This is a genomic window from Ruminococcus sp. AM43-6, from assembly GCF_003461785.1.
In the GTDB taxonomy this organism is placed as follows: domain Bacteria; phylum Bacillota; class Clostridia; order Oscillospirales; family Ruminococcaceae; genus Hominimerdicola; species Hominimerdicola aceti.
The window spans coordinates 171770-184572 of record NZ_QTXU01000003.1 but is presented as its reverse complement, the minus strand read 5'-3'; the positions used below and the strand labels follow the sequence as shown (position 1 = coordinate 184572).

Below are 12803 nucleotides of genomic sequence, written 5' to 3'. Positions count from 1 at the left end.
AACAACAAGATCGGCAAAGAGGAGATAAAAAGCAGTATGAAACAGGTGGGACTTGATCCTGACCTAAAGCGTCACGTCCGCAAATACAGTCTAGGTATGCGGCAGCGTTTGGGACTTGCACAGGCTATCATGGAAAACCCAAAGATACTCGTTCTCGACGAGCCGTTTAACGGTCTTGACAAGGACGGAGTAAAGGAAATGCGTGAGTACCTGCTCAGCTACAAAGAGCAGGGTAAGACTATCCTTATCTGCTCTCATTCGGCGGAGGACATCTCCGTGCTGTGCGATACTGTGCATGAAATGGATAAGGGAGTGATAAGTGAGATCAAGGGGTAAGCTGATCAAAAAAACATCATCTGCGTCAATGCGAGGCTTTGCCGTTGGCTAAGAATGGGACATTGGAAAATAAACCGGATAACATTTTCAAATAAGTTTTGATATATAACGCAAAAAGACAGATACCTCAGTCAAATGAAGTATCTGTCTTTCTTATTTCTTAGTTATAGCCTGCTGTATAGGTCTTTCATAATATTTGTTGAAAAGCTTCTATATTAGTACCGACCGAAGCCGTCCGCCATATTTTTTATATTGTATTAAAGCTGTGTATCAACAAAAATTGTATAGATAGCCTTCATTGCAGATTCAAAATCAGCCTCGTTTACACCGATGATGATGTTAAGCTCGCTAGAGCCCTGATCTATCATCTTTACGTTTACATGAGCGTGTGCAAGGGCTGAGAATATTCTGCCTGCTGTACCTCTGTTTGACTTCATTGCACGTCCCACAACTGCAATAAGCGCAAGGTCTGTTTCAATATCAATTGTATCAGGGTGACAGTTTCTGTGCAGACCTGACATTATCTCCTGCTCCTTTGGAGCAAACTCTGCCTGATGAACAACGACAGACATTGTGTCGATACCTGATGGCATATGCTCAAAGCAGATACCATTCTTCTCGAATACTTCAAGCACTCTTCTGCCGAAACCAAGCTCTGCGTTCATCATATCCTTTTCGATATTAACTACAGTAAAGCCCTTCTTTCCTGCTATACCTGTGATCGTGAATGCAGGCTTCTGAGATGTGGACTCAACGATCATTGTACCCATATCCTCAGGCTTGTTTGTGTTCTTGATGTTTATTGGGATACCTGCTTTTCTTACAGGGAAAATAGCGTCCTCATGAAGTACGCCTGCACCCATGTAAGAAAGCTCTCTCAGTTCCTTATATGTTATGGTAGTGATAGGCTGTGGGTTGTCGATAATTCTAGGGTCGCATACCAGGAAGCCTGATACGTCTGTCCAGTTCTCATAAAGATCAGCGTTTACTGCTGCGGCAACGATAGAACCTGTTACGTCAGAACCGCCTCTTGAAAATGTCTTGATAGTATCGTTTGGCATTGAGCCGTAGAAACCAGGTATTACCGCATTGTCAAGTGTAGCAAGTCTTTGAGGAAGCACCTCGTTTGTTCTTGCAGAATCAAACTGACCCTGATCGTTAAAATAGATAACATCGGCAGCGTCAACAAAGTTATATCCAAGATATTTAGCAAGAACGATACCGTTAAGATACTCGCCACGAGAAGCCGCATAGTCACGTCCTGCCTTGCCGATAAAGCAAGCCTTGATAGTTTCAAACTCCTTTTCAAGAGAAAGGTCAAGACCCAGATCATTGATTATGCCGTAATATCTTTCCTTGATAGCGTCGAACTCGCTGCTGAAATCCTTGCCCTTTGCAGCAAGATCATAGCAGCCGTAAAGCATATCAGTTACCTTTGTATCGTTTGAAAATCTTTTACCAGGAGCAGACGGCACAACAAATCTTCTTGAGCTTTCCGCTGTGATTATCTCCTTTACCTTTTTGAACTGCTCAGCACTTGCAAGAGAGCTTCCGCCGAATTTTACAACCTTTGTCATTTCACAAACCCCTTATAAACTATAGAATTATTCCTGTCTGCGTACTTTTCCCACGCTGACGTTACAATAAATAGTATACCGAATTTGCGTGATTAAGTCAATGTATAAATGGACTAATTTTTATAGTTTTTTCGATGTATGTTTGTGAAATACGCTTGTATTTGTATGGTGGACAACTCATACTTATCTGTCTGCCTATTATCTGTAATGTTCGTCTATACACTTATCATGTTTTCGTGAAAGAAAACCCCAGCGTTCTTCAACACAAAATGCAGCAGATAAAACAAGCGGCAAAGAAAGCAGCACAGCCGCAATAATAAGAATAGCCATATTACTTACGTTCACAAGAACGCCTCCCGTCTCGGTTTTGTTATGACTACATTATAGCGTTCCTTACTTAAACAGACCTTAACGCAAAGTGAAAACTATGTGAAAAAAAGCCCCGACCGAAGTCAGGGCTTTTTTTCATCAGACTGCTTAAACCGTCACAGCCTGAGTATTATTCTTTTTAAGCACCTCAATAAAATCTTTTTCAGGAACAGGCTTTGAGAAGTAGTATCCCTGAATGAAATCACAGCCCATGCCAAGAAGCGTGTCGAGCTGATGCTTGTCCTCGATACCCTCGGCAACTATCTGCATATTGAGCTTCTTTATCATCGCCACTGTACTCTCAATGGCGATATGCGCCTTTTCGCTCTTGAAACATTCCCAGACTATTTCCTTTTCAAGCTTGATAAACCTGAAAGGCAGGCTGAGAAGATATGTCATATTTGAATATCCCGTACCATAATCGTCAAGTGCAAACTTCACACCATAGTCGGAAAGGGTCTTGATGTTTTTCTCCATAATGTGCGGAGTATACACCGCCGCAGTTTCCGTTACTTCAAGACAAATAGACGATGGGTCTACCTTGTATCTGTCCATAATGCTGAGAAGCTGCTCTACAAGGTCAGATTGCATACACTGGACTACCGATAGGTTTACCTGCACATATTCGATACCAAGTGAAGTTCCCACGCCTTTCTTTATAAATCGGCAGGCTTCCTCGAAAACATATTTGCCTATTTTGAGTATCTTGCCGTTTTCCTCAGCTATAGGAATAAATTCCTGTGGAGGGATAAAACCAAGCTTTTCATCCTTAAGCCTAACAAGGGCTTCACAGGAAACTATCTTGTTTCTTGAACTTGAATATATCGGCTGATAGTATACCTCAAAGCCACGATTATCCAGAGCCTTGTCTATAGCATTCTCTACCTCGCTTCGACGTTTGCTGTCATAAAAGTTTATGTCAGTTGCATGAAGAAGTCTTTCGGTTTCAGGTTCACGATGCTTGAACTGCTCGATAAAGTCCACCAGCATATCTGCATTGTCAACGTCCTCAGGGCAGTCGATACGCATAAAGCAGGCTGTTATCAAAGTATCAACAGTACCTATATTCCAGTTTTCAGACAGCTTTTTCCTTATTGCACGATACGTTTCCCCCACCTTTTCAGAATCCTTCGGAAACATAAGAGCAAAGCATTCGTCCTCCAAATAAAATCCATCGCCCAGATTAACAAAGTTATAAAGATAGTCGGAAAAGCTTCTTAACAGAGAGTTGGAAAAACGTCCGCCAAAGGTTTTCATAAACATTTTGAAATCCGGTATCCTTATGAGCAATAATGTAAAATCAGAAGCTGAGGCATATTTTATGGAACACCTATTGACAAAGCTGCTCCAGTTGAGCATTTTCGTTCCTTGGTCTATCATATCGTCCTGACTTTGCAAAGTGAACATTATTAGAAGCATACATACAGATGCCGCAAAGCACTCCACAAGAAGGAGTTTATTGATCATCTGAACAATTACCGCCACTACAGTCATTGAGATAAAGGCTGTTATAGAAGTGACCACCTGTCTTGATAGCATACTTCTATTACCCATTGCGTAAACGATGCCAAATATAAGATAATAAATCGCCACAATGTATGTAAATGGCTGAAGAGTGCCACGATGATAACCACCTTGACTATCCACATAGATGATAAAATGTGTTGCAGGCGTCGTAATCACGAGCAAAAGGTCAACGATCATCGGTGTATATAAAAAGCTTTTGAAAAGAGCAGACATCTCTTTATAGCCGTCCGTCAGGAAAAGTATATATATCACAAATAGAAACGGAATAAGATTATGTGTAAAATAATAAGCCGTATGGAAGAAGATTTTAAGCCCTATGCCCCATTCGCCGGTAGAAAACACACTTAAAATATCCAACACAGTTGACAAAGCCGAGTCGCCCACGAGAATGCCAAAGACCTTATTCTTATTGCACGGAATACGCTTTTTGAAATAGAATACAACTCCTGTGATAGCATATATCACAAGGGCACATATATCATAATGGATAATATAACCCACAACGCAGACCTCCCCGTATTGTTATGATAATATTTTAACATAACTCTGTTATGGCTTCAACCGATTTAACAAAAAGTTATAATATTTTTGGTTGTGTGCATAACTTACATATATAAATAAAAGTCCGAATTTATGGGTTTTGTCAATTATTATCTGTTAGTGGTAACGTTCATTCGTGCGGTTTACAGATCAGATACCATTAACTTTTTAACATTATCCAAAAGCTTCACCCGAAAATGAAAAGTTAGAAAAACGATGATAATTTAACTTGCGGCAAAAGATTATATATAGTTTTAAATAATTTTTAAATTTGTCGTTTTGACTTGACTAATAAACAATATAGAGTTATACTGAAATCACGGTAAAGATCCTGTCAGAGGACTTGTTATATGCTCGTATGTTGGCAGAGTTTCTGTATATGCCGAAATAATTAGTTCTTACTAATATCTAAAAACAAAACAGGAGGTAATAATTATGTTAAAATGTTTTAAAGACGAAAAATTCTGGTGTGCAGTAGGCGGAGCAGCCGCAGTTATTCTAGGCAAGAAGGTCGTAAAGGCTAAAAAGACAAGAGAGCTTGCCGTTACAGGTCTTGCAAAGGGAATGAAGCTCAAGAGCGACGCTCAGTCAGCATTGAGAAGCATGAAGGACGAAGCATCTGACATCTGCTATGACGCTAAGGTCGAGGCAGGGATAGATGACGAGGAAGAAGTAACTGAATAATGAAAGCTCAGATCGTTTATGACAAGCCCTGCCGCATACGTTTTCGCTGTGGCAGCAACGCTTTCACAAAAGAACTTGAACGGTCGATACATAAGCTTGTTATGTCAAACCCGTGGGCGATCGCCTGCGAGGCTCACTATGAGAACGGCGGAATACTTATACGCTATAAAGAGGGTCACAGAGCCGAAGCTGTCGAACTTGTAAGAAAGCTCAGAGGAAGCGACCTAGCACCTGTCAGCGACAATCAGTATGACACCGAGGAGATAGACAGAACATTCAAATCTGACCTTGCAAAGCTTGTGATGCAAAGATATATAAGAAAAGCTATTCTGCCTGCACCTATAGGCGCAGCACTTATCGTGTACAGCGGACTTAAATACATAGCAAAGGGCGTAAGCGCACTGTTTGACGGCAAGCTTACAGTTGAGGTGCTTGACGGAGCGTCAATAAGCGCTTGTCTTATCCAGAAAAATTACAATACTGCTGGCACTGTCATGTTCTTGCTTTCTGTATCAGGCTTGCTGGAGGATTACACAAGAGCGAGAACAAGAGCCGCTCTTACCGACAGCTTGGCGATAAAGGCAGATCAGGTATGGCTGGCAGGCAAGGACGCTGATACTCTTATACCAATGTCACAGCTTCAGGTGGACGATTGCATAAGAGTTCGCACAGGAAGCGTTATTCCTGTTGACGGTCAGATAACCGAGGGCGAAGCTTACATAAATGAAGCTTCCATGACAGGCGAGCCTCTTGCGGTCATGAAGAGCGCAGGAGCAAGCGTATTTGCGGGAACAGTTGTCGAGGAAGGCTCAGTTGTGATAAAAGTTCGCAAGCTTTCTTCCGACACAAAGATAAGCAAGATAATCGAGCTTATCGACAACTCAGAAAACCTTAAAGCAGGGGTGCAGAGCAAAGCGGAGCGTCTTGCGGACTCTATCGTGCCGTACAGCTTTCTTGCCTTTGGTCTTACACTGCTGTTTACTAGAAATGTCACAAAAGCAGTTTCCGTTCTTATGGTGGACTATTCCTGCGCTATCAAGCTTTCAACGCCTATAGCCGTTATATCCGCTATTAAAGAAGCCGCTGATGATGACGTTACGGTAAAGGGCGGAAAATATCTTGAAGAATACGCACTTGCCGATTCTATCGTTTTTGACAAGACCGGCACTCTTACAAACGCTGAGCCTGTGCTTGAAAAGGTAATAGCCCTTGGGGATTACTCCGAGGCGGAAACGCTGAAAATTGCGGCTTGCCTTGAAGAGCACTTCCCTCACAGCGTAGCGAGAGCTATAGTAAAGGGTGCGGCCGATAGAGATATCGACCATGCCGAGGAACACGCCGAAGTGCAGTATATAGTTGCCCACGGAATTTCAACAACGCTTCACGGCAAACGTGCTATCATAGGAAGCAGGCATTTTGTCTGCGAGGACGAAGGCATAGAGATAACAGACGAACAGCAGGCTGAGATCGACGAAAAGTCGGGAGCTTGCTCCGTGGTTTATCTTGCTGTAGGCAACAAGCTCACAGGTGCGCTTTGCATAAGCGACCCGCCTAGACCTGAAGCTGAGGAAGCCGTTAAACAGCTCAAAGAAGCAGGCATAACAAATATCATTATGCTCACAGGTGACAGCGCAAAGGCTGCCGAGATAACTGCACAGAAGCTTGGCATATCAGATTTCAGGGCGCAGGTTCTTCCTGAGGACAAGCACGGATATGTTCAACAGCTCAAAGAGCATGGACACAGAGTAATAATGGTAGGCGACGGAATAAACGACGCTCCAGCCCTTGCGGCGGCGAACGTTTCTGTTGCAATGAGCGATGCTTCCGATATAGCAAAGGAAACTGCCGATATCACAGTTCGTGGTGCAGACCTTACACAGCTTGCGGCTATAAGACAGCTTAGCGAAAAGCTAATACACCGAATAAACAGTAACTACAGATTTATACTGCTGTTCAATTCAGTGCTTCTGCTGTCAGGAGCTTTCGGGCTTTTACAGCCGTCAGCCTCAGCGCTTCTGCACAACGCTTCAACAATGGCGATCTGTGCAAAGAGCATGACTCCTTTAGAGGATAAAAAGCGCAAAAAGAAAAACAAGTAAACAAAATATAAAGAGCGAATGATCGTAACGTCATTCGCTCTTTTTGCATCTTGATAAATGTAACGCTTTTTTCTTAAATTACCTAGCAGGTGTACAGTAGCAAATAGAATAAACTGTGATATCACCGTTTTTTGCCGCAGCATGAAGCTGATCCAGCTTATCAAAACCTGCACCAAGCTCCTTTACACAGTCTGCATATGTAAACTTAGCATAGTAATGATCATTCGCTCTGCCTGTTTCGCTAGGCTGAACTCTTGCCCAGCTTGCTCCTCCTGACCAGCTCTGGAGAATAAGCTCAAGCTCGTTCTCTGCACCAGAATACTCAACATAGAAATAGCCATTTGAAGAAAGATACGAAACATCAAAACTACCATAATTTTTTGAAGTCATAACTGAAACTGCCTGACCCCATGAGCCACATGATTTTGCGCCCCAGAAAATAGATACATATGGATCCTGCTCCGGCTTATCAGGGTCAACAGGATCTACCGGATCAACCGGCTCTGTTGACTTCTCGACAATATACTTAACACTAAGAACTTCGATATCTCCGTTAGCCGCACCAACATGGAAGCGGTCTACTTTAGAGAAATCTGTTGTTCCGAACGCCGCCGCAACATCGTCGTAGCTGTACTTTGCGTATACAATGCCGTCATTTTCTGTTACCTCAGTTGGTGAATTTCTCGCCCAGTCTGCACCCCCTGACCAACTCTGGAGAATGATCTCCGCCTTGTCTGTGCCGCCCTTGAACTGAACTTCAAAATATCCGTCCTTTTCGATAACTGAGCTGTCAAAGCTGCCGCCTTCCTTAGTTGTGGAAAGTGTGATAGCCTGACCCCAGCCTGATGTCTTTGCCGAGCCTGTGAAGATAACAGTTTCCTTTTTGTCACTTACCTCACCAGTTGCAGGGATAACCTCTGTCTTTATCACCTTGCCGCAAGTTGTACACCCAGTGTGCTTTGAGCCATTTTCTGTCGCAGTAGCCGCCTTGTCGATTATCCATGCGCTTTCGCTGTGACCTGTCGCAGGGATAGTTTCAGTGTACTTTTCACCGCATGAGCAAGTGTATACCTTTTCGCCGTCAGATTCGCAAGTTGCAGCCTTTGTTGATGTGAGGGTATAGCTGTGCCTGTGACCGATAGGGTCGGTGTAATCGTCCTTCTTTGTTTCGCCGCAGGAAGCGCAGATGTAGATAGTATAGCCCTTTTCGTTCTCTGTAGGAGCAACTGTCTCGCCCTTTACCCAGCTGTGACCCTTTGCAGGGATAGTTTCAGTGTACTTGTCTCCGCAAGTACAAGTGTAAATTCTCTCGCCATCTGTTGTGCAAGTAGCTCCTTTTGTTACCTTTGCGGTGTAGCTGTGAGTGTGTGATGACTTAACATTCTTGACAGTGAGTGCAAATGTATCTGTGCTTCCGTCTGAGAATGTGTAAGTAAGTGTGTAATTACCATTTGTAAGCGTCTTGAGCCAGCTTTCGTTGAGCATTATCTGACTTCCGTTTGTAGAATAATCTAAGCCGCCTGTAAGCTTCTTGCCGTTTACTATGATAGACTCAACGCTCTTTCCATAAAGCACAAGGTCTGTTCTCACACCGCTTGGAGCATCAGCGTCAAATATGCCTGACTTTGTGGAAAGGTGTGGCTTCTCGGTCTGTCCGTCCTCGTAGAAATTAACATCGTCTATGTAAACTGTACCTGTCTTTTGAGCAGTATCTCCGCCCATATAGAACGAGAACTGGTTAAGCTTTGATGTATCAAGATTTCCGCCCGACTGCCAGCTTGGCGCTTTAAAGTCAGCGAATGGTATCTTGATAGTTTTTCCGCCTGCGAAATCAAGTGCTATCTGTGCTTCAAAATAATTGTCGTTTGCATCTCTAAGCTGAACAGTAAGGCTGTTGCCTGTGCCGTCCCCCTCTACCCAAAGCTCAACGCCTGCAAATGATGAAGCATTTCTTACTGCAATAGGGTGGTTTACTCCGCAGTAGCCGTTTGGCGAGCCGATATCATATCCGAAAGCAAGTGCCTTTGAACCGTTCTTTGCAGCAAGAGAAAGTGAAACTTCATTGCCGCTTGTGTTTCTTGAATAAGACGACCAAAGTGCCTTATCATTTGAATAGCTCTCAAATGTGTCAAGCTCATCAAGGCCTGTGGTGTCGGAAACATTTATTGTAAGCTCCCTATCCTCGCCCTCATAGAAATCGAACTTAAGCGTCACAATGCCTGCTGAAAGCGTCTTGAGATATGCACTTTTAAGGGTCACAGTGTCGCCCGAAGTAGTGTAATCTGAACCCTCTTCGAGTGCTTTTCCATCAGCAACAATGCCTCTGAACTCGCTTGTCTTGCGATCCATGGTGATATCAACATCACTGCACTTCTTAGGGTTTACGTCAACAGAGATTATCTCAGGTGAGATAATCGGCTTAGGGATAGAGCTGTCGCTCACCGTCAGATTGAACTTAGGCTGATTGCCGCCTGTTGTGAGTATCCTGCACGAATACTTTGCAAGCTCCTGCCTTTTAAGATAAGAAGCCTTGATAGTAACAGCGTTGCCACTTATGGTGTAATCGTCTGACGAGAGTTTCTTTCCGCCGACCTCAACACCGCTTATGCTGCCCTCTTTCATAGAAACATTCACCACAACGTTACCTGACTTGCTTCTGTCAAAACTGTATGTAGACTTGTCAGTGGTGTTTACAATGTTCTTCTTTTCCATTTTTGCAGCACCGTTCATCATAAGAGTTCTTGTGCTGTCCGTCTTTTCGATACCCTCAGGGCCGTAAACGGTGTAGCCGTCATAGTCCTGATAAAGAGTGCCGTCATCAAGATAGGAAGCTATCATCCAGTAGTTGAAGCCCTGATATTCGACACCCTCATAGTAATCCCCTGTTACAATATCCAGCCAATCGGAATAAGCGGCGTCACGCTTTGTTTTGTCTGTAAGACCGAATTCCTCAAAGATAATAGGCTTGTCAGCGGAAGATGTGGTCTGGGCATGGCGCTTTATCCATTCGAGGTCATCATCGCCAAGGTCAAAGCCCCACTGATCAACGTACATATGAGGTGTGCCAAAGTCTACAGTGTCGATAGTCATAAGCTTGTCAAAGTCAACACCGTAGTAGCCTGAATATGCGGAAGACGGAAGATCTTGCCTTGCAGCTTCCTGATAGCCAAGGTTATAAAAGCCCTCGTCGCCAACAGATACCATGTGATAAGGGTCGATAGACTTTACATATGCTGACATTTCCTTTGCCCAGTTATAAAGAATATCGTCCTTGCAGAACTCGTCAACAGTACATCTCGGCTCGTTTGAAAGCTCCCAAGAAAAAACAGCTTCAGAATCCATAAGCTTCTCGCCTGTGTAGTAGTTGGTGTGATTTAACAAAGTCTTGATATAATCCTTATACCACCCCTTGATAGTTTCATTAGTGTAAAAATCGCAGGTGTCCTTTTCGTCCACTTTGCTATTGCCAACGCTCTTGCCCTGTGACATCTGATACCACTTTACATACTGACCCATTCCGCCGAACGCTTCCCAATAGTTCGTGAAAGTGATAACAAGCTTCATATCATGTTCTTCAGCCTGCTTGATAATATAATCAAGATGTCTCAGGCCGTCCTCGCCCTCATTCACAATAGGCTTGCCAGCCTCATCGTCACAATACTGGAAGTAAACTCCGTCCTTTTCGCCCGTTCCGTCATTATTGCCCTCAAAGGTCTCATGACCAGACTGCGAGTCGATCTCGCCTGTTTTCTTACCAACGTCAAGATTTCCCCAAATTCTTATTACTTTAAGCCCCATTTTTGAAGCGTCATCGAAAACATTCTTTACCTCACTCTTTGACTTATAGGTGAGATAATAGCAGTTCGTGCCGCCGTAATAGTAAGGGCTTCCGTCACACATAAACTTTGAGCCGTCAGCATAAACAAATCCCTCTGGGTGTGTCGCCGCATACTCCGCATATGCGCTGATATCTGCGAAAGGCACAATGCTAACAGCCATTGCAGCAGCCGCCAGAGCCGCAGAAAATCTTCTCATTACTCCTGTCATAACCATACTCCTTTTTTCATCACTTTAGCTAATTTTGATTAATTTAGCTTACATAATTATTGCGTTTTTACTTTATCACAAACTTAATTTAATGTCAATCTCTTAAAACGATTAAGCAAGCAAGTTTTTAAAAATCAATGTTTTTGACAAATAAAGAAGCACAAACTTAGTGAATTATGCTATAAGTAATCATCATTTTATATTATTTTTATCTTTCATCGCCAAAGAAAACAATAGTTAAAAAACGTTTACATTTCATATTAACATCAAACGTTTAAGATAAACAAATTAACAAATGCAATTTACACACAAAACAAAGCCGGGCATATCATTTCAAAATGATATGCCCGGCTATACAAAAAGATATTCAATACACCTACTATGCATAAAGATGATCCCTATGTAAACATAAAAAACACCTATCCAAGTGCCACATCAAGTATCATCATAAGCACAAAGCCCAGCGCAAAAACTATAGTTCCAATATTGGAGTGTGGCTTTTCCGACATTTCAGGTATAAGCTCCTCCACCACGACATAAATCATAGCACCTGCCGCAAAGCTTAGAAGATACGGCAAAACAGGGATTATAAACTGTGCCAATAGTATCGTCAGCACAGCCCCAACAGGCTCGACAACTCCCGATAAAACGCCGTAAACAAAGGCTTTTCCCTTTCCCATACCCTCCGAACGCAGTGGCATGGATATTATCGCACCCTCTGGAAAGTTCTGTATTGCGATACCGAGGGATAATGCCAACGCACCAGCGGCGCTTATAGCATAATGGTCAGCCGCCCAGCCTGCATATACAACGCCAACAGCCATTCCTTCGGGGATATTGTGAAGCGTCACCGCAAGCACAAGCATCGTTGTGCGCTGAAAACTGCTTTTTGCACCCTCCGGTTCAATGGCATTCATGTGAAGATGCGGTATAACTCTGTCCAGTATCAGAAGAAAGAATATGCCAAGAAGAAAACCCACCGCCGCAGGAACAAACCTCAGTCTACCCATTTTCGCTGATTGCTCCATAGAGGGTATTAGCAAGCTCCACACGCCTGCCGCCACCATTACTCCTGCCGCAAAGCCTGTCAAGGCTCGCTGGACAAGATAATGCAGATTTTTCTTCATGAAAAGCACACACGCCGCACCAAGAGATGTACCCAAAAACGGTATCAGAATGCCTTTAAAAATAGTCATGCTCATTGTTCTTCACTGATATGCTTCTTCAATGCCGCAAAGCTCTCGTCAGACAAAACGTGTTCTATCTTGCAGGCGTCATGTTCAGATATTTTTCTGTCAACACCAAGACTTACAAGCCACTCTGTCAATACAAGGTGCTTTTCGTAGATCTTTTCCGCAACATATCTGCCGTCGTCAGTGAGAGTAATGAAGCCGTTTTCGTCCATTGTGATGAACTTTCCCTCACGAAGTATCTTCATAGCGTTTGATACGCTGGGTTTTGTAACATTCAGTTCCCTTGCAACATCAATGCTCCTCACCTCGCCGTTTTGCTTGTTCCATAAAACGAGTATCGTCTCCAGATAGTCCTCCCCAGACGTGTGAATGTTTCCCATTTGTATGCCCCTTTCTTTGTTAGCTATAGCTAACTTGCACCTATAAAATTA

The 12803-nt window shown here is 43.3% G+C and carries 9 protein-coding genes; 3 read left to right on the top strand and 6 right to left on the bottom strand.

The annotated features are described in order from the left end of the window. Positions 1 to 336, top strand: a 336-nt coding sequence (locus DW938_RS04070) for an ATP-binding cassette domain-containing protein (RefSeq protein WP_118123960.1), incomplete at its 5' end; no start/stop codon positions are given. Between the two features lie 257 nt (positions 337 to 593). On the opposite strand, the gene DW938_RS04065 is transcribed toward DW938_RS04070, so the two are convergent. The 3 genes from DW938_RS04065 to DW938_RS04060 all read right to left on the bottom strand — a co-directional run bounded on the left by DW938_RS04065 (position 594) and on the right by DW938_RS04060 (position 4310). Beyond that, positions 594 to 1913 carry an aspartate kinase gene (locus tag DW938_RS04065; RefSeq protein WP_022288602.1) on the bottom strand — a complete coding sequence of 440 codons (1320 nt, stop codon included), beginning with the start codon at positions 1911 to 1913 and terminating at the stop codon, positions 594 to 596. Between the two features lie 198 nt (positions 1914 to 2111). Then, complete coding sequence (locus DW938_RS14720) at positions 2112 to 2258, bottom strand: hypothetical protein (RefSeq protein WP_181984364.1); 147 nt, start codon at positions 2256 to 2258, stop codon at positions 2112 to 2114. 132 nt (positions 2259 to 2390) lie between these two features. Beyond that, entirely contained in the window at positions 2391 to 4310 is a 1920-nt protein-coding gene (locus DW938_RS04060) for a bifunctional diguanylate cyclase/phosphodiesterase (protein ID WP_117958062.1), read from the bottom strand. Positions 4311 to 4784: 474 nt separating this feature from the next. Here DW938_RS04060 and DW938_RS04055 point away from each other — a divergent pair, with 474 nt between their 5' ends. Next, on the top strand, positions 4785 to 5033 hold the full coding sequence (locus tag DW938_RS04055) for a hypothetical protein (protein WP_022288604.1): 249 nt from the start codon (positions 4785 to 4787) through the stop codon (positions 5031 to 5033). After that, on the top strand, positions 5033 to 7132 hold the full coding sequence (locus tag DW938_RS04050) for a heavy metal translocating P-type ATPase (protein ID WP_118123959.1): 2100 nt from the start codon (positions 5033 to 5035) through the stop codon (positions 7130 to 7132). The genes DW938_RS04055 and DW938_RS04050 overlap by 1 nt, the downstream gene beginning before the upstream one ends. A gap of 78 nt (positions 7133 to 7210) precedes the next feature. Here the strand turns inward: DW938_RS04050 and DW938_RS04045 are convergent, their stop codons facing one another. The 3 genes from DW938_RS04045 to DW938_RS04035 all read right to left on the bottom strand — a co-directional run bounded on the left by DW938_RS04045 (position 7211) and on the right by DW938_RS04035 (position 12752). Then, positions 7211 to 11179, bottom strand: coding sequence for a X2-like carbohydrate binding domain-containing protein (locus tag DW938_RS04045; RefSeq protein WP_181984363.1), 3969 nt, complete (start codon positions 11177 to 11179; stop codon positions 7211 to 7213). A gap of 419 nt (positions 11180 to 11598) precedes the next feature. Next, entirely contained in the window at positions 11599 to 12381 is a 783-nt protein-coding gene (locus DW938_RS04040) for a ZIP family metal transporter (protein ID WP_118123957.1), read from the bottom strand. Then, positions 12378 to 12752, bottom strand: coding sequence for a metal-dependent transcriptional regulator (locus DW938_RS04035; RefSeq protein ID WP_118123956.1), 375 nt, complete (start codon positions 12750 to 12752; stop codon positions 12378 to 12380). Before DW938_RS04035 ends, DW938_RS04040 begins: the two co-directional genes overlap by 4 nt. Positions 12753 to 12803: the final 51 nt, after the last annotated feature.

What these genes read in the sequence shown, in the direction of transcription:
- DW938_RS04065 (WP_022288602.1), bottom strand. Translation starts at nt 1,913, where the DNA reads ATGACAAAGGTTGTAAAATTCGGCGGAAGCTCTCTTGCAAGTGCTGAG.
- DW938_RS04045 (WP_181984363.1), bottom strand. Translation starts at nt 11,179, where the DNA reads ATGACAGGAGTAATGAGAAGATTTTCTGCGGCTCTGGCGGCTGCTGCA.
- DW938_RS04035 (WP_118123956.1), bottom strand. Translation starts at nt 12,752, where the DNA reads ATGGGAAACATTCACACGTCTGGGGAGGACTATCTGGAGACGATACTC.
- DW938_RS04055 (WP_022288604.1), top strand. Translation starts at nt 4,785, where the DNA reads ATGTTAAAATGTTTTAAAGACGAAAAATTCTGGTGTGCAGTAGGCGGA.
- DW938_RS04040 (WP_118123957.1), bottom strand. Translation starts at nt 12,381, where the DNA reads ATGAGCATGACTATTTTTAAAGGCATTCTGATACCGTTTTTGGGTACA.
- DW938_RS04050 (WP_118123959.1), top strand. Translation starts at nt 5,033, where the DNA reads ATGAAAGCTCAGATCGTTTATGACAAGCCCTGCCGCATACGTTTTCGC.